This is a genomic window from Rhizobium sp. YTUHZ044 (genome assembly GCF_051123975.1).
Taxonomy (GTDB): domain Bacteria; phylum Pseudomonadota; class Alphaproteobacteria; order Rhizobiales; family Rhizobiaceae; genus Rhizobium.
Map to the genome: position 1 here is coordinate 3,199,736 of NZ_CP101426.1, position 16,514 is coordinate 3,216,249.

General features: G+C 59.8%; 16 protein-coding genes. 7 read left to right on the forward strand and 9 right to left on the reverse strand.

Features of this window, described 5'->3' with window-relative positions:
* The first annotated feature begins 82 nt into the window (after nt 1-82).
* Both NL154_RS15950 and NL154_RS15955 read left to right on the forward strand, forming a co-directional pair.
* Entirely contained in the window at nt 83-3,466 is a 3,384-nt protein-coding gene (locus tag NL154_RS15950) for a hybrid sensor histidine kinase/response regulator (RefSeq protein WP_221144675.1), read from the forward strand.
* Nucleotides 3,459-4,376, forward strand: a complete 918-nt coding sequence (locus NL154_RS15955) for a response regulator transcription factor (protein WP_210630097.1) — start codon at nt 3,459-3,461, stop codon at nt 4,374-4,376. The genes NL154_RS15950 and NL154_RS15955 overlap by 8 nt, the downstream gene beginning before the upstream one ends.
* Before the next feature lie 176 nt (nt 4,377-4,552).
* On the opposite strand, the gene NL154_RS15960 is transcribed toward NL154_RS15955, so the two are convergent.
* The 6 genes from NL154_RS15960 to NL154_RS15985 form a co-directional block, all read right to left on the reverse strand.
* Nucleotides 4,553-5,674, reverse strand: coding sequence for a branched-chain amino acid ABC transporter substrate-binding protein (locus NL154_RS15960; protein WP_020922104.1), 1,122 nt, complete (start codon nt 5,672-5,674; stop codon nt 4,553-4,555).
* Between the two features lie 120 nt (nt 5,675-5,794).
* Nucleotides 5,795-6,148, reverse strand: coding sequence for a DUF6867 family protein (locus NL154_RS15965; protein WP_184453684.1), 354 nt, complete (start codon nt 6,146-6,148; stop codon nt 5,795-5,797).
* Between the two features lie 18 nt (nt 6,149-6,166).
* Entirely contained in the window at nt 6,167-6,910 is a 744-nt protein-coding gene (locus tag NL154_RS15970; protein WP_176536353.1) for an ABC transporter ATP-binding protein, read from the reverse strand.
* Entirely contained in the window at nt 6,910-7,785 is an 876-nt protein-coding gene (locus NL154_RS15975) for an ABC transporter ATP-binding protein (protein ID WP_210630096.1), read from the reverse strand. Before NL154_RS15975 ends, NL154_RS15970 begins: the two co-directional genes overlap by 1 nt.
* The gene (gene livM / locus NL154_RS15980; RefSeq protein WP_210630095.1) at nt 7,785-9,176 is read right to left on the reverse strand and encodes a high-affinity branched-chain amino acid ABC transporter permease LivM; all 1,392 of its coding nucleotides are present in this window, start codon (nt 9,174-9,176) and stop codon (nt 7,785-7,787) included. Before livM ends, NL154_RS15975 begins: the two co-directional genes overlap by 1 nt.
* A gap of 4 nt (nt 9,177-9,180) precedes the next feature.
* A complete protein-coding gene (locus NL154_RS15985) occupies nt 9,181-10,083 on the reverse strand; it encodes a branched-chain amino acid ABC transporter permease (RefSeq protein ID WP_064811172.1) in 903 nt (300 codons plus the stop codon).
* A 535-nt stretch (nt 10,084-10,618) separates the two neighbouring features.
* Here NL154_RS15985 and cysQ point away from each other — a divergent pair.
* Nucleotides 10,619-11,416, forward strand: a complete 798-nt coding sequence (cysQ, locus tag NL154_RS15990; protein WP_221144674.1) for a 3'(2'),5'-bisphosphate nucleotidase CysQ — start codon at nt 10,619-10,621, stop codon at nt 11,414-11,416.
* Between the two features lie 647 nt (nt 11,417-12,063).
* Complete coding sequence (locus NL154_RS15995; protein WP_210630091.1) at nt 12,064-12,789, forward strand: sugar transferase; 726 nt, start codon at nt 12,064-12,066, stop codon at nt 12,787-12,789.
* A 415-nt stretch (nt 12,790-13,204) separates the two neighbouring features.
* Here the strand turns inward: NL154_RS15995 and NL154_RS16000 are convergent, their stop codons facing one another.
* The gene (locus NL154_RS16000; protein ID WP_210630090.1) at nt 13,205-13,435 is read right to left on the reverse strand and encodes a hypothetical protein; all 231 of its coding nucleotides are present in this window, start codon (nt 13,433-13,435) and stop codon (nt 13,205-13,207) included.
* Between the two features lie 106 nt (nt 13,436-13,541).
* Between NL154_RS16000 and NL154_RS16005 the strand changes: the two genes are divergently transcribed.
* Nucleotides 13,542-13,817 carry a DUF1153 domain-containing protein gene (locus tag NL154_RS16005; protein WP_007533628.1) on the forward strand — a complete coding sequence of 92 codons (276 nt, stop codon included), beginning with the start codon at nt 13,542-13,544 and terminating at the stop codon, nt 13,815-13,817.
* 20 nt (nt 13,818-13,837) lie between these two features.
* Here NL154_RS16005 and NL154_RS16010 read toward each other — a convergent pair whose 3' ends face one another.
* Nucleotides 13,838-14,305 carry a paraquat-inducible protein A gene (locus tag NL154_RS16010; protein WP_210630088.1) on the reverse strand — a complete coding sequence of 156 codons (468 nt, stop codon included), beginning with the start codon at nt 14,303-14,305 and terminating at the stop codon, nt 13,838-13,840.
* Nucleotides 14,306-14,441: 136 nt separating this feature from the next.
* On the opposite strand from NL154_RS16010, the gene NL154_RS16015 reads away from it, so the two are divergent.
* The gene (locus NL154_RS16015) at nt 14,442-14,720 is read left to right on the forward strand and encodes a GNAT family N-acetyltransferase (protein WP_434732954.1); all 279 of its coding nucleotides are present in this window, start codon (nt 14,442-14,444) and stop codon (nt 14,718-14,720) included.
* A gap of 155 nt (nt 14,721-14,875) precedes the next feature.
* Here NL154_RS16015 and NL154_RS16020 read toward each other — a convergent pair whose 3' ends face one another.
* A complete protein-coding gene (locus NL154_RS16020; RefSeq protein ID WP_210630084.1) occupies nt 14,876-15,229 on the reverse strand; it encodes a flagellar export protein FliJ in 354 nt (117 codons plus the stop codon).
* 437 nt (nt 15,230-15,666) lie between these two features.
* Here NL154_RS16020 and ctrA point away from each other — a divergent pair, with 437 nt between their 5' ends.
* Nucleotides 15,667-16,368, forward strand: a complete 702-nt coding sequence (gene ctrA, locus NL154_RS16025) for a response regulator transcription factor CtrA (RefSeq protein WP_007533606.1) — start codon at nt 15,667-15,669, stop codon at nt 16,366-16,368.
* Nucleotides 16,369-16,514: the final 146 nt, after the last annotated feature.

Genomic DNA, 16,514 nt, shown 5'->3' on the forward strand with positions numbered 1-16,514 from the left:
GCTCAGCCTCTTGCCTTTCCCGTCCATCCCGCCAAAACTGCAGTGGAAACGATGAGCCCAACGAGAGTGCCGGAAAGAGGGCATGACAGCGCGCCAACGCATCATTCCGGTGAGACGCGAATATAATCGCTGGGTCGCCAACCAGACGCTGGAAGATTACGCGCTGCGCTTCACCGCAAAGAGCGCCCGGCATTTTTCCTCCGAGCGCATCTCGCAGACGGCCATCGGTGCAATTTCCTTCCTGGCGCTCGAAGCGATCGGCGCCGCGATCACCCTCTCCTACGGCACCACCAATGCCTTTTATGCGATCATCGTCGCCTCGGTCGCCATGCTGGCGATCGGTCTGCCGATCAGCCGATACGCCATCCGGCACGGCGTCGACATTGATCTTCTGACCCGCGGCGCCGGCTTCGGCTACATCGGCTCGACCATCACCTCGCTGATCTATGCGGGCTTCACCTTCATGCTGTTTGCGATCGAGGCCTCGATCATGTCCGGGGCGCTGGAGCTCACCCTCGGCATCCCGCTCTGGATCGGCTATATCATCAGCGCCGTCATGGTGATCCCGCTGGTGACGCACGGCGTGCGGCTGATCAGCAAGTTCCAGCTGATGACCCAGCCCTTCTGGATCGTGCTGAATATCCTGCCCTTCATCTTCATCGCCTTCATGGACTGGGAAAAGTTCGATCTCTGGCGCGCCTTCGCCGGCATCCATCATGCTTCGGGTCCGGCTGGCACCGTTGCCGAATTCGATCTGGTCGAATTCGGCGCGGCCTCCGCCGTCATCCTGGCGCTGATGTCGCAGATCGGCGAACAGGCCGACTTCCTGCGCTTCCTGCCGCCGGTCTCGCAGCGCAAGTGGCGCCATCGTCTCGCCGTCTTCCTCGCCGGTCCCGGCTGGGTCATCATCGGCGCACCGAAGCTGCTTGCCGGCTCGTTCCTCGTCGTGCTGACCCTCGCCTCGGGCGTGCCTCTCGACCGTGCCGCCGATCCGGCGCAGATGTATCTGACCGCCTTCGGCTACATGGTTCCCTGGCATAACGCCACACTGCTGCTGATGGCCGCCTTCGTCGTCGTTTCGCAGCTCAAGATCAACGTGATGAACGCCTATGCCGGCTCGCTCGCCTGGTCGAACTTCTTCTCGCGGCTGACCCACAGCCATCCCGGCCGCGTCATCTGGCTTGTCTTCAACGTCGCAATCGCCCTGCTCCTGATGGAACTCGGCATCTACCGGCTGCTGGAAGAGACGCTCGGCATCTTCTCGATCATCGCCATGGCCTGGCTCTGCACGATCTCGGCCGATCTCTTCATCAACAAGCCGCTGGGACTTGCCCCTCCTGGCATCGAGTTCAAGCGCGCCCATCTCTACGACATCAACCCGGTCGGCCTCGGCGCCATGACGCTGTCGGCGACGATATCGCTGGTCGCCCATTTCGGCGCCTTCGGCGAGACAGCCGCTTCACTCGCCCCCTATATCACCCTCGTCATCGCCCTCATCGCCACGCCGGCGCTCGCCTGGGCGACAAAGGGAAAATTCTACCTCGCGCGCAAGCCGCGCCAGAGTTGGAAGAACCAGACGAATATCACCTGTTCCGTCTGCGAGCATCCATTCGAGCCAGAGGATATGGCCTGGTGTCCGGCCTACGTCGCACCGATCTGCTCGCTCTGCTGTTCGCTCGACAGCCGCTGCCACGACATGTGCAAGCCAGCCGCTCGCTTCAATGCCCAGGTCGGCACGGTCGCGAGAACGCTGCTGCCCGAGAGCATTCTGGGCAAGCTGACGACGCGCCTCGGCCGCTACGCCATCGCCGTTGCGCTGGCGCTGACCGCCATCGGCGCGATCCTGGCGATGATCGCCCATCAGGTTGCCTCCGCTTCGCCGGAAACGGCAGACGTGGTCAATCGCACGATCCTCATCGTCTTCTTCGTGTTTTCGGTGATTTCAGGCGTTGTCTGCTGGTTCTATGTGCTCGCCCATGACAGCCGTGTCGTTGCCGAGGAGGAATCCTCCCGTCAGAACACGCTGCTGCTCAAGGAAATCGCCGCCCACAAGAAAACCGATGCCGCGCTGCAGAACGCCAAGGAGACGGCCGAGGCTGCCAACCGCGCCAAGAGCCGCTATGTCGTCGGCCTCAGCCACGAGCTGCGCACGCCTTTGAACGCCGTGCTCGGTTATGCGCAGATCCTCGAACGCGACGAAACGATCCCGGCGCCGCGCCAATCCTCGATCAAGGTCATCCGCCGCAGCGCCGAACATCTCTCCGGGCTGATCGACGGCCTGCTCGATATCTCCAAGATCGAGGCCGGCCGCCTGCAGGTCTATTCCAACGAGATCAACATCCAGGATTTCCTCGACCAGATCATCGAGCTGTTTCGGCCGCAGGCGCAGGCAAAGGGGCTCGCCTTCATCCATGATCGCTCGCCCGCCTTGCCGCAATTCGTCCGCACCGACGAAAAGCGCCTGCGCCAGATTCTCGTCAACCTGCTCTCCAATGCCATCAAGTTCACCGACGAAGGCAGCGTCACCTTCGATGTCGCCTATCGCAGCCAGGTCGCGACCTTCACCGTCACCGATACCGGCCGCGGCATCGCCGAGAAGGACCTGATGCGGATCTACGAACCTTTCCAGCGGGGCGAGGCAGACAGCGTGCGGCCGATGCCGGGCCTCGGTCTCGGGCTTACCATCACCCGGCTTCTGACCAACACGCTTGGTGGCGAGATTGCGGTATCGAGCGTCAAGGACGAAGGCTCGACATTCCGTGTGCGGCTGATGCTGTCCGCCGTCATGCGCGCCGCCGCGCCGCCGCAGGAAAAACGCATCGTCGGTTACGACGGTCCGCGCCGCACCATCGTCGTCGTCGACGACAATGAGGATCACCGCGAGATGATGCGCGAAATCCTGGCGCCGCTCGATTTCATCGTGCTGACGGCCGCAGGCGGCGCCGAATGCCTGACGCTGATCGACGGCATCCTGCCCGATCTGTTCCTCGTCGATATCCTGATGCCCGGCATGAGCGGCTGGCAGCTCGTCTCGCGTCTGCGCGAGGCCGGCCAGACAGCACCGGTTGTGATGCTTTCGGCCAATATCGGTGATGCGACGGTTCTAAGTGACAGCGACGACAGCCACAATGATGCGATCGGCAAGCCCGTCGACATCCGCCGGCTGCGCGACAAGCTCGCCTTGCATCTTGGCCTGAACTGGGTCTATGCCGATGACGCCCCCGCCGCTCCTGCAAAGATCGCAGCGCCGATGCTGGGCCCGGGTGCAGCCCATGTGCAGGAATTGCTGCGGCTCGGCGAGATCGGTTACATCAGGGGCATCGAAGCCAAGCTTTCGGACCTTGCCAAGGTGGAGGCAAATCGGCCATTCACCGAGGCTCTTCGACCCTATGTGGCCGCCTTCGATCTGGCCGGCTTCATGACCTTCCTGCACGACTTCGACGAAAAGGTGGAATCCATTGGCTGAGCCGGCCCTCCCTCGCGACATCGTTCTGCTGGTCGACGACTCGCCCGAAGCGCTCGGTTTCCTCACAGACGCGCTCGAACAATCCGGCTTCTCCGTGCTGATCGCCACCTCGGGCACGGCAGCGCTTGGCATCGTCGAGCGGATCACGCCTGATCTCATCCTGCTCGACGCCGTCATGCCCGTAATGGACGGCTTCGAGACCTGCCGAAGGCTGAAAGCGAATGCCACTGTAGCGCAGGTGCCCGTCATCTTCATGACCGGTCTGACGGAGACCGAGCATGTCGTGCACGCGCTGGAATCCGGCGGCGTCGATTACCTCACCAAGCCGATCAACATCGACGAACTGCGCGCCCGCATCCGCGTCCATCTGCGCAATGCCCGCTCGGCCCAGAGCGCCCGCGTTGCACTGGACGCTGCCGGCCGTCACCTGCTGGCGGTCAAGGGCGACGGCGCGATCCACTGGTCGACGCCGCAGGCGACCCGGCTGGTCAATGCCGCCATGGGCAGTGACGATGGCATGGAGATCGTCGTCCGCCATATCGCCGGCTGGATGCGTGACCGCGGGGCAGCAGTGCGCGACGGCATCATCTCAATCACCCATGCCGGCCAGGCGGCGCTGCAGCTCGCCTTCCTAGGCGCAATTGGCCCGGATGAATATCTCTTCCGCCTCACTGCCGCCAGCCAGCGCAGCGACGACGAGATGCTGCGCCAGCGTTTTTCGCTCACCCAACGAGAATCCGAAGTGCTGCTCTGGATCGCCAAGGGCAAGGCCAACCGTGACATTGGCGAAATACTGGGTTTGTCGGCGCGCACCGTGAATAAGCACCTCGAACAGATCTACGTGAAACTCGGCGTCGAAAACCGGGCGTCGGCGGCCGTGAAGGCGACGCATGTTCTGCATGAAATGTGAGGGATATTGAAACGGAGCGCCACCCGGCGCGATGTCGGTTGCAAGCTTTCGAACGGCTCGATCCGGCACGTCCCTCGCCTCGAAAGGGCGCACCACGATTGAGATGTCCCTAAAAAGAAAGAAGCCCGGCCGAACCGGGCTTCGATCAGATCATGTTATCGACAGGCAAGCGAAGCTTACATGCCCTGCGGGACGTAGGTGTACTTGCCGTCCGCGCCCTTCTTCCATTCGTACATGATGTAGCCAGGAATCTTCGGGTCGCCCTTTTCGTCGAACGAAATGTCGCCGAGAACGGTCGGGAACGGACCCTTTTCCTTCATGGCCGTGGCAACGGCTTCAGGATCCACCGAACCGGCAGCCTTGGCTGCGCCGGCGATCGCCTGCATCGCTGCGTAGGAGTAGAGCGTATAGGCTTCTGGGTTGAAACCGGCGGCCTTGAACTTTTCGACGAGCTCCTTGTTGGCCGGGTTCAGCGTCGGATCGGGGCCGAAGGTGTTCAGAGTACCGGCGACAGCGTCACCAGCGATCGAAGCCAGTTCATTCGAAACGATGCCGTCACCGGAAACCAGCGTTGCCTTCAGGCCCTGGTCTGCGGCCTGACGGATGATGAGACCGGCTTCGGTGTGCAGACCGCCCCAATAGATGATCGAGACGCCGGCTTCCTTCATCTTGGCGATGAGCGCCGAGAAGTCCTTGTCGCCGACGTTGATGCCTTCGTACATGACTTCCGTCAGGCCGGCGGCATTCATCGCCTTCTTGGTTTCGTCTGCAAGGCCCTGACCGTAGGGGGTCTTGTCGTGAACGACGGCGATCTTGGCGTCCTTGAAGTGGTCGGCGAGATACTTGCCGGCGATGGCGCCCTGCTGGTCGTCACGGCCGCAGGTGCGGAACGTGTTCCAGAGGCCCCGTTCCGTGAACTTCGGGTTCGTGGCGGCCGGGGTGATTTCGAGGATGCCGTTTTCGGCATAGACTTCCGAAGCCGGAATCGAAACGCCCGAGTTGAAGTGGCCGATGACGAACTTGACGCCGTCGGCAACGAATTTATTGGCGACCGAAATGCCCTGCTTCGGGTCGGAAACGTCGTCACCGAGTTCGATCTTGATCTGCTCGCCGTTGATGCCGCCAGCAGCGTTGATGTCGGCGGCTGCCTGCTCGGCACCCTTCTGAAGCTGAGCGCCGAAAGCGGCGTTCGGGCCGGTCAGCGGACCAGCGACAGCGATGAGGACGTCGGCCCAAGCGTTGCCGCTGAAGGCGACCATCGCCGTCAGAGCCACTGCCGACAGAAGAGACTTCTTCATATTGTTACTCCCAATTTTTGGGCGGGTTCTGGTCCAAGGCCCGGCGCATTACCCACCATCGACTGCGCCAGGAAAGCTGTTCCACTCTGAAGGCAATTCATGCCTAGTTTCAACGGACTGTCAATGTTTGTCCTTCCACGAAAACGCGGAAGTTTTTTCGTACAGCCAGTAATAGTTGTTGACCATCTGATTGGTACGGCGAAAGCGGTAGCCGGCCGTCGAGAAGACCAGCAAGGTCACGAAGTCGATGCCATAGAAGAGACCGCTGAGCATCGGCCCATTGAACAGGGCGTGGTGCAGAAACTGCATCGCCCAGGCAAGGAGGAAAGTGTAGACGACGGCGAGCGGATAATTGTTCCAGCCGTCAGCCACCGCCTTGCCGGCTCGCCAAGCCGTCCAGAAGCCGATCAGTACGACGAGGGCGCGAATGACAACCCGGACGCCGTCGTCGCTTTCGAAGAAAAGTCCCTGCATGTCAAACTCTCCCTTCGACTAATGTCTTCCGCCTTCGAGATAGGCGGCGCGGACTTCCGGATTGGCGAGCAGTTCCTTGCCGGAGCCGCTCATGGTCACCTTGCCGTTCACCATCACGTAAGCGCGGTGCGAGAGTCTCAGCGCCGCGAATGCATTCTGCTCGACAAGGAACACGGTGAGGCCTTCCTGCTCATTGAGCTTCCGGATTGCTTCGAAAATCCCCTTGACGATCAGCGGCGCCAGGCCGAGCGAAGGTTCGTCGAGCAACAGCAGCTTTGGGCGCGCCATCAGCGCGCGGCCGATCGACAGCATCTGCTGCTCGCCGCCCGAAAGCGTGCCGCCGCGCTGGGCGTGACGTTCCTTGAGACGCGGGAAGAGCGTGAAGATCTTCTCGACGTCTTCGGCGAAATATTTGAGATTGTCGAGACCCGCCCCCATCTGGAGGTTTTCCATGACCGTCATGCGCGGGAAGATGCGACGCCCTTCCGGCGACTGCGCGATGCGCAGGCGTGCGATTTCATGGGTCGGCATACGGGTGATCTCGCGACCCTCGAAGACGACGGAGCCCTTACGGGCCTGGGGGCTGCCGCAGATCGTCATCATCAGCGTCGACTTGCCGGCGCCATTGGCGCCGATCAGACTGACGATCTCGCCCTTGTTGACCTCGACATCGATGCCGGCCAGCGCGCGGATATTGCCGTAGTAGGTTTCGACGCCATTCACCTGAAGAAGCGGTTGACCCGTCATGACTGCATCGCCCATCAGTTTGCGCCTCCTTCGAGCTGCTCGACGGTTGCGATCACCTCTTCCACTTCTTCATCCTCGACGCCGAGATAGGCCGCAATGACCTTCGGGTCGTGCTTCACATGGTCGGGCGTGCCATCGGAAATCTTCTGGCCATATTCAAGCACGACGACGTGATCGGAGATTTCCATAACCACAGACATGTCATGCTCGATAAGGAGAATGGAGGTTCCGGTATCGGCTCGAATGCCCTGCAGAAGCTCGTTGAGCTTAGCAGATTCGCGTGGGTTGAGGCCTGCGGCCGGTTCGTCCAGGCAAAGCAATTCTGGGCCCGTGCACATTGCACGCGCGATCTCGAGACGCCGCTGGGCGCCGTAAGGCAGGTCGCCTGCCGGATCATCGGCACGGTCGATCAGATCGGCCTTCTCGAGCCAATGGCGCGCCAGCTCGATCGATGCGGCCGCTTCTCGCTTGTAGGGACCGATGCCGATGAGGCCGAGAATGGTATAACCCGACGCCTGCATCAGCTTGTTGTGCTGGGCGACGAGCAGATTTTCCAGAACCGTCAGGCCGGAAAACAGCCGGATGTTTTGGAACGTTCGCGCCACCTTGGCTTCCTTGGTGATGCGAAAGTCCGGGAGACGCTCCAGCAGGTACTGCTTGCCGCTTCTCTGATTAAGCGTGATCATCCCCATCGTCGGCTTATAGAAGCCGGTGATGCAGTTGAAGACGGTGGTCTTGCCGGCGCCGTTCGGACCGATCAACGCGGTGATGTCGCCGCGCTTGGCCTCGAAGGAAAAGTCGTTGATGGCCATCAGGCCGCCGAACTTCATCGACAGGTGCTCGACCTTGAGAAGCGTGTCGCTCGACATCGTATTGGTGACGGGGCTCATCAACCGTGGCCCTCCTTGGTGAAGCTTCCAGATACGGCCTTGCGTGTCTTGAGGAAGGCGGTTGGTTCACGCGATCCGACGAAACCGCGCGGTTTGAACAGCATGACGACCACCATGGCGAGACCGAAGAGCAGCATGCGGTAGAGTTCCGGCGTGAAGTCGGGCCCAAAGACTGCTTTCAGGAAATCCATTTCGCGCAGCGCTTCGGTACCGCCCACCATGACGATCGCGGCGATCGCAATGCCGGTCAGCGAGCCCATGCCGCCGAGAACGACGATGGCGAGAACGACGGCCGATTCCAGGAAGATGAAGGATTCCGGCGAGACGAATCCCTGGCGAGCGGCGAAGAACGAGCCCGCGAAGCCACCGAACATGGCTCCCGTCGCGAACGCCGTCAGCTTGGTCGTCACCGTGTTGATGCCGAGCGAACGGCAAGCGATCTCGTCTTCACGCAGCGCTTCCCAGGCACGCCCGATCGGCATGCGCCGCAGGCGGATGGTGACGTAGGCCGTCAGCATGCACAGCGCCAGGATCAGGTAGAAGAGGAAAATCTTGTAGTACGCGGAAGACATCGGCAGGTGAAAGAGCTTGGCAAAGCCGCCGGCCGTCGCATCGAAAGGAATGCCGAAGAGCGTCGCCTTGGGAATGCTCGAGATACCAAAGGTTCCCTTGGTCACATCGGTCCAGTTGATCAGGACGAGGCGGATGATTTCACCGAAGGCGAGCGTGACGATGGCGAGATAGTCGCCGCGCAGGCGCAGCACCGGGAAGCCGAGAATGACGCCCCAGAGCGCTGCGAGAATGCCGGAAAGCGGCAGCAGCAACCAGAAGGACAGGCCGAAATAGCTCGACAGCAGGGCGTAGGAATAGGCGCCGACCGCATAGAAGGCGACATAGCCGAGATCGAGAAGGCCCGCGAGGCCGACGACGATGTTCAGTCCCCACGCGAGCATCACGTAGATCAGGATCTGGATGCCGAAATTGTCGACCCATTTCAACGAGCCCTGAGCGCCGACGAGCGCCACGATCACCATGGGATAAAGCAGTAGCGCGAGCAGCGCGATCTTCAGGAAATGCCGATGGAAGAAACTCTTCTCGGTCGAAATGTCGAGATCGCCTTCCCGCGCCTTGCGGAGTTTTCGGCGGTCGATATTCGGCTTGATGAAAACGACCATCGCGAAACGGCCGATCGCGGCGATAGCGACAAAAATCGCCAGCAGTCCCCAACGCTGGACGATGATCAGCTCGTTGTTGATGTTCTGATCGGTTTTCAGGCCGACATAGAGAACGAACATGCCGAGGGAGAGAACGGCGGCGAAAAGGGCTTCGATAAGACCTTTGCGGACAAGTCCGGCATCGGGCTTGCCTGCAGAATTCTCGATATTTGCCATGACGTTATACCTTCTCGACTTCCGGCCGTCCGAGGATGCCCGTCGGTTTGAAGATCAGCACGAAAGCGAGGATGGCGAAGGTCGCCACATCCTTATACGCGATGGTGAAATAGGCTGACCACAGCGATTCGATCAGGCCAATCATCAGCCCACCAAGAACGGCGCCCGGCAACGAGCCGATGCCGCCGAGAACGGCTGCGGTAAATGCCTTCACACCCGGCGTGAAACCATCGGCGAACGAAGCGACGCCATAATACATCAGATACATCGTCCCGGCGACGGCAGCCAGCGCCGCCCCCATGACGAAAGTGATCGAGATCGTCTGGTCGACATTGACGCCGAGCAGCGCCGCCATCTTGCGATCCTGCTCGGTGGCGCGCTGGGCGCGGCCGAGGGCCGTGTGATTGACGATATACCAGAAGACGGTCAGCAGCACCGCCGTGATCAGGATGATGATGATCTGCTTCAGCGACACCGAGATGTTGCCGAACTGGTAAACCGAGCTCACCATCGGCGGGATCGGCTTGTTGCGCGGCCCCTGCGTCACCTGGATGAAGTTGGACAGCACAATCGACATGCCGATCGCGGTGATCAACGGTGCAAGGCGGAAGGATCCGCGCAGCGGACGGTAGGCGACACGCTCGATCGTCCAATTCCACAGACTCGTCATCAGCATCGCGACGACAAGCATCGCCAGCAGCAAAATTGCCACCGGGAGACCTGCGAAGATGGATGTGAGGACGAGAAAGACGATAAGAGCGGCGAAACCACCGAGCATGAAGATGTCGCCATGGGCGAAATTGATCATGCCGATAATGCCATAAACCATCGTATAGCCGATAGCCACGAGGCCATAGATGGATCCGAGCGTCAGCCCATTGAAGAGCTGCTGGACGAAATACTCCATATGTCGTTTTCCCCTGGATGCGAGCCGAAGATGCTGCATCTCTTTTTGGTTATTCGGCTCCTCGTTCAAGGAACCTCATAGGCCGCATGCATAGCGGTTTCGGTGAAAATGTGAAGACAAAAAGGATTTACGCCAGCAGATTCTTATTCGAACAGGCCTAAATGGCGCATTTTGAACCAGAATCCACAGAAAATCGGCAAAGACCGACCCATTTTTAGCCAAAACCTGCTGCCGGCTTAACCATCCGGCAAGCGCGCCGTCGATTTCCTGCGCCGCTTCCCGCGTAAGCTATTCCATAAGGCTGGAAGAAAGCGCAAATTCAACCCTTGAGCCTGCAGTTTTTGCGAATGGTATTTCACAGGTAAATGCCGCCATCCTCGCCTGACAGCTGCGGGAACTTATGGTAGCATCTTCAATCTGCGTTATCGGGGGTGCGGGGCGCGGCGAGAACCACCATATCGATATCTGGTGCGACAGGGATGGTTGACGACGAGCGACAGCGGGCGCTCGCGGCGCGGCGAACGGCAAAAGGACAATGCTGACGACATTTGAAAAGGCGGCGCTCGAAGCCGGTAAGGCCATCATCGCGATCTTGCGCGAAGGCTTTCCCATCACCATGAAGGCGGACGCGAGCCCGGTTACGGTTGCCGACGAGGAGGCCGAACGCATCATCCTCGCCCATCTGTCCAGGGATTATCCCGATATACCCGTCGTGGCGGAAGAGTCGGTTGCCGCTGGAAGCGTGCCCGACATCAGCGGCCGCGGCTTCTTCCTGGTCGACCCGCTCGACGGCACCCGTGAATTCGTCGACGGACGGCAGGAATTCACCGTCAACATCGCTTATATCGAGAACGGCGCCCCGGTCGCCGGGATCGTCTACGCGCCGGCGCTCGGGCTCGCCTTCTTAGGAGAGCGCGGCCGTGCCGAAAGGCTTGATGTCACCGAGGACTTCACCATCGGGGCGCGCACCGCAATTGCCGTGCGCGAGCAGCCGGACGACCGGCTTGCACTTGCAAGCCTTCGTCACAACAGCCCGGAGACGGGAACCTTCCTCGCCGATCACGCGATCTCCAAATGCACCAATATCGGCTCCTCGCTGAAATTCTGCCTGCTGGCAGAAGGCAAGGCCGACGTCTATCCACGCTTCACCCGCACGATGGAGTGGGACACCGCGGCCGGCGATGCGGTGCTGCGCGCTGCCGGGGGATCGACGGTGACGCTCGACGGAGCGCTGCTGACCTATGGCAAGACGGGGACAGCGGCCGATTTCGACTTCGCCAACCCGAACTTCATTTCCTGGGGCGGCAGGAAACGCGTCCTCGAACCGGCGTGACCGTCCGCGGGCATTCGCAAATGCCATGATACGCGGTCCCGCTCATGATATGTTCTGCGCCTGCCGCCCGCTCCACGAACGCCTTGGCGCGTGGCGACCACTGCGGCCCCTGCTCTTAATCGTTCAAATATCGTCCTGCCGCGTTCGAGCCGCACCGCAGACACTCGTAGAAATCGGAAAGTGATTTGGCCGATGCGGCGCGCGTGATTCCCGGTGGGCTTAACGTCCATCTTCACCGGTTCGAACCCCTGCCGATTCGGCCTTGATTTTGTCATATTTTGACACAGATTGAGAACGGCCGAACATATCCGGCAAAAAAATTCACGTCGGAATTCGTTAAAAATGCCGTCGGCCAACCGTCGGTCGCGTGTCGAAACAACACGAGGACAGACCTGTGGAAGCCCTCGCCAAGAGCCTAGAAACCTTGACGAAATTCCAATTATTAACGAAATATCATGAGGTTGCCTCAACTTAACGCAAGTGCGAAAGATTTGTTGCGATGCGATATTTCTCTGGACACCATTACACAATTGTCGCATTTTTCCGTTTTAGTAGGGTTACCAACACCTGAGTGCAGCCCTGGTCACAGGGCAAACCATTGATCGCCTATTGCCGCCGCGCCCCTCGAAGACAACAGAGTACGATCCTTGAGCATCACGGAATTAAACAACACCATTTCGACTGATTCCTTCCGGCCGAGCCGCCGCCAGCAGCCGAGCCTGAAGATTCAAACCCCTGTCATCCATAGCGATGCCTCCCAGGCGCCGTGGGTGGATCTCGCCCTGAAGCGGGCGTTCGACATAGTTTCGTCGTTGAGCGCCCTCCTCGTCCTCGCCCCTTTCCTTCTCCTCGTCGCCCTGCTGATCAAGCTCGACAGCCCGGGACCGGTGCTGTTCAAGCAGACCCGCTGGGGTAAGAACTGCAAGGCCATCAAGGTCTACAAGTTCCGTTCCATGCGTACCGATCTCTGCGATGTCTCGGGCGTCGCCCAGACGGTGAAGAACGACCCCCGTATCACCCGCATCGGCGCCATTCTGCGCCGCACGAATATCGACGAGTTGCCACAGCTGTTGAACGTGCTGTTGGGCGATATGTCGGTCGTCGGTCCTCGCTGCCATGCAATCGGCATGCGCGCCGGCGGCATGCTCTATGAAGAGCTCGTGCCGGAATATCATCAGCGCCACGCCATGCGCCCCGGCATGACCGGTCTTGCCCAGATGCGTGGCCTGCGCGGTCCGACCGATCGTCCCGCCAAGGCGCGCGCCCGCATCGCTTGTGATCTTTATTATGTCGGGAATTTCTCGATCTTGATGGACATGCGCATCATCGTCGGGACCGTTGTGTCAGAAGTGACCGGCGGAAAAGGCTTTTAACAGCGGTTCAGCTTTCCACGGAAGCGCAGAACCGCTCGAACCTTTTGTATTGTGCAATTCCCGGCAAAAGCACTTTACGCTTTGCCTGGAATTGCTCTCGCCTTTTTGTGAGAAAGGACAGGGCGGCCGGTGCCGTTCTGGCGACCGCCTGCGTGCGGTTGACCCTGTATGGCTTTTACATCGCGCTCTTCAGATAACCGTCGACAGCGTGCGATGAGAGATCGAGAATGATCGCGATCTCATCGCTGCTCTTGCGATTCGCCGACAGCGCAGCTCTCCGATCTGGGGCCGGCTAGACGTTGCCGGCGAGCCATCTTCAGGATTGCTGTTGCCTGAGAGCTGCTCCAGAAGCTCACGCAGCTAAAGCGCACTGCCATAGAATGCATGGCTGCCCGAGTAGCGAAAATGTATTGTTTCAGGTCAATGCTGGCAATGCGAAGGCGAAGCCGTTTTTCAGGCCGGGCACCTGGAAGAGCGTGCAGCGGCGGCAATTTTCCTGATCGGCCGCACTTCCCGCAATCGATCCCTCCTCACGGAAGATCGGCGGAACCGTCCGCTTCATCGGCGTCACCGGTCCGATGCCGTAGAAGAGATCGACGTGCTCGTGAGAGCCGGCGGGATTTTGCTTCGCTCGTTCACCGGCCACTCCGGGCATCTAAATTTGTTATCAAAGTCTTACGTTGGGCTTAGGCAATTTTTAAATGTGGCAGGCTAGAGTGGCGCTCGTGGTCTTGCGTTGTGTAGAGAGTCCAATGACCGAAATGATACGTCCCCGAGTGAAATATGTCATCGGCCCCGATGGCAGCCCCCTGACCATCGCGGACCTTCCGCCGCCCAATACGCGGCGCTGGGTGATCCGCCGCAAGGCAGAGGTTGTCGCGGCTGTTCGCGGTGGCCTGTTGAGCTTGGAAGAGGCCTGCGAGCGTTACACGCTCACGGTCGAAGAGTTCCTTTCCTGGCAGTCGTCGATCAACAGCCATGGCCTCGCCGGCCTGCGCACCACGCGCATCCAGCAATATCGCCACTGATCGCGCGCCATCGCCGACATTTATTTCGGGCCGGACGCATCTCCCATCAGGGAATGAAGAAGGCCCGAAATTATTGACGAGGCGGCGTAGCACCAGAGGCCGGGCTGCGTGAAGGCATCCGCCAACCCCGTTGTCTTCGCCGCAGCAATGACGATCGCGACCAGCAGCACGTCCATCATTGACCACTTGGACAGATGCGGCACGACGCGCCGATAGAACTGCCTCCCGGCCCCGCTGCCGGCAGCCGTCGCTTCCGCCGCAATCCCGATCATCTTCAGAAACGGAAGCACGATCGAGACCAGCGCGACGACCGCCGCCAGCAGCCCATCGCCGCCTTGCCAGAGCGAGACGACGATTTCGATGAGCGAAGGGGTCTGATCGAAGAAATACAGCGTCTCGAAACGGACCAGCGGTAAGATCAGGCCGAGCGCCAGGAGGAACGGCGCGGCCACGAGAAGAGCGGGGCGGATGATCGAAAGCGCGCTCATTGCCCCAGAGCCTCGCGTCGATCCGACATTTTTCATGAACACTGCGTCTCCCTGAGGAACTGTTCTACCGCCTTGGCACGACCGCGCCGCCGTGTCACCGTCGGCTGCGATTAATATCTGTGCACGAGGAAAGACGATGGATATCCGAAATGAGGAAGGCGTATCCGGTGGCCGTTATGCAGTGGACGTCGAGGGGCACGAGGCGGAGATGACCTATTCGCGAACCTCGCCGAAGCTCGTCATCATCGATCACACGGCGGTTCCCGATGCCCTGCGCGGCAAGGGTGTCGGCCAGGCATTGGCTCTGCACGCGGTGGAAGCGGCCCGCGCTGGCGGTTGGAAGATCATCCCGCTCTGCCCGTTCTTCAAGGGGCAGGCGCAACGTCATCCGGAATGGCAGGATGTCGTGAATTGATTCGCGACGCCTGAAGCGGTCGCCGCGGGGAGCGGCGGCGTGCGGACGCAAAAGGCGGGAAACACCAAAAGCCATGTATGACGGACAGCGCGCCCATCATACATGGCCTCTCTCAGGCGATCGTCAGGCGCCGACGCCGGCGCCCGCATTTTCTCTCAGGCCCTGGCGGCGCGGACGCCGCTGTCACGTTCTTCCAGCGCCGTCGCCCTTGCATATTCCGCCTGCATTTCCTCAAGCGCCAGTTCCAGCGCCTCTTCCTGCATCTTCAGTTCCTTGATCGAAACCTGCAGGTTGTCGGCCCGCTGACGCGCGGCCTTGGCGAAGGTCGGATAAGCAAAGTGATTCGGGTCGGATATACCGGACTTCTTTTCCTCGACGACGATCTGGCTCTCCAGATCCTTCGTCATCCGTTCGAATTCGGACATCATCATCTGCAATTGCTGCAATTGACGTCGTTTTTCGTTCACCTGAAACTCTTTCAGGCGAACGAGACTTTCTCGCGACTTCATACGCATTACTCCCGTGATGCGAGACCCCGGCTCAACTTGAAACCGCCCTGCGCGCCGCTTTGACACGGTTTGCTAAAAAATTTCCTGCGATATTAACAAAAACCTACCGCTGGTAACCTTTCGTTTACGGGCATCGTTAATGATAGGCCCGATGATTTAAGGGTCGGTAAATGCCACGGCACGAAGTTCGAACCTTTTCATTGGCGAGTCGGATGAATCAGTTAGCGCTGTTTCCTAATGTTAACGTTGAGGAACGCCTTTTTGAGATTCCTATTGGAAAACAGAGAAATGGAAAAATTATTTAATAAATTCGATACTCCTTGCCAGAGTGAATTAGAATTTGTTAACCATTTCGTGGCAGCTTCCAAATCACGTAGCTTGTTCGGGTAGCGTGTAGGGGGCCAGACCACCTTTCGGCGGCGGTAAAGGGGATAATTATGCGGGTACTTCTCATCGAGGACGACAGCGCTACGGCGCAGAGCATCGAATTGATGCTCAAATCAGAGAGTTTTAATGTTTACACCACCGATCTCGGTGAAGAAGGCGTCGATCTGGGCAAGCTGTATGATTACGACATCATCCTTCTCGATCTGAACCTGCCCGACATGTCCGGATATGAAGTGCTCCGCACTCTCCGGCTGTCCAAGGTCAAGACACCGATCCTCATTCTGTCGGGCATGGCAGGCATCGAGGACAAGGTTCGCGGCCTCGGCTTCGGCGCCGACGACTACATGACCAAGCCCTTCCACAAGGACGAGCTCGTCGCCCGCATCCACGCTATCGTTCGCCGCTCCAAGGGTCACGCCCAGTCGGTCATCATGACCGGCGAGTTGATCGTCAATCTCGACGCCAAGACCGTCGAAGTCGGCGGCCAGCGCGTCCATCTGACGGGCAAGGAATATCAGATGCTGGAGCTGCTTTCGCTCCGCAAGGGCACCACTCTCACCAAGGAAATGTTCCTGAACCACCTTTACGGCGGCATGGACGAACCGGAGCTGAAGATCATCGACGTCTTCATCTGCAAGCTGCGCAAGAAGCTCGCCAACGCCGCCGGCGGCGCCAATTACATCGAAACCGTCTGGGGCCGTGGTTACGTTCTTCGCGAGCCGGATGGCACCGAATATGCGGAAACCGCTTGATCTTCCGATCCCCCTTATCGGATGACGAAATCCCGCCCTTTCGGCGGGATTTTTCGTTTGCACTGCCGGCGCTGCCGCCCCGTTAGAGGGATTCCGCCTGATCTGGCCGAACAGGTTAACATTCCGGTCAAGGAAAAGCGCAGCGT

What these genes read in the sequence shown, in the direction of transcription:
- NL154_RS15965 (WP_184453684.1), bottom strand. Translation starts at nt 6,148, where the DNA reads ATGCAGGGACTTTTCTTCGAAAGCGACGACGGCGTCCGGGTTGTCATT.
- NL154_RS15950 (WP_221144675.1), top strand. Translation starts at nt 83, where the DNA reads ATGACAGCGCGCCAACGCATCATTCCGGTGAGACGCGAATATAATCGC.
- NL154_RS16020 (WP_210630084.1), bottom strand. Translation starts at nt 15,229, where the DNA reads ATGAAGTCGCGAGAAAGTCTCGTTCGCCTGAAAGAGTTTCAGGTGAAC.
- NL154_RS15975 (WP_210630096.1), bottom strand. Translation starts at nt 7,785, where the DNA reads ATGAGCCCCGTCACCAATACGATGTCGAGCGACACGCTTCTCAAGGTC.
- NL154_RS16005 (WP_007533628.1), top strand. Translation starts at nt 13,542, where the DNA reads ATGACCGAAATGATACGTCCCCGAGTGAAATATGTCATCGGCCCCGAT.
- NL154_RS16010 (WP_210630088.1), bottom strand. Translation starts at nt 14,305, where the DNA reads ATGAGCGCGCTTTCGATCATCCGCCCCGCTCTTCTCGTGGCCGCGCCG.
- ctrA (WP_007533606.1), top strand. Translation starts at nt 15,667, where the DNA reads ATGCGGGTACTTCTCATCGAGGACGACAGCGCTACGGCGCAGAGCATC.
- NL154_RS15985 (WP_064811172.1), bottom strand. Translation starts at nt 10,083, where the DNA reads ATGGAGTATTTCGTCCAGCAGCTCTTCAATGGGCTGACGCTCGGATCC.
- cysQ (WP_221144674.1), top strand. Translation starts at nt 10,619, where the DNA reads ATGCTGACGACATTTGAAAAGGCGGCGCTCGAAGCCGGTAAGGCCATC.
- NL154_RS15970 (WP_176536353.1), bottom strand. Translation starts at nt 6,910, where the DNA reads ATGGGCGATGCAGTCATGACGGGTCAACCGCTTCTTCAGGTGAATGGC.
- NL154_RS16015 (WP_434732954.1), top strand. Translation starts at nt 14,442, where the DNA reads ATGGATATCCGAAATGAGGAAGGCGTATCCGGTGGCCGTTATGCAGTG.
- livM (WP_210630095.1), bottom strand. Translation starts at nt 9,176, where the DNA reads ATGGCAAATATCGAGAATTCTGCAGGCAAGCCCGATGCCGGACTTGTC.
- NL154_RS15960 (WP_020922104.1), bottom strand. Translation starts at nt 5,674, where the DNA reads ATGAAGAAGTCTCTTCTGTCGGCAGTGGCTCTGACGGCGATGGTCGCC.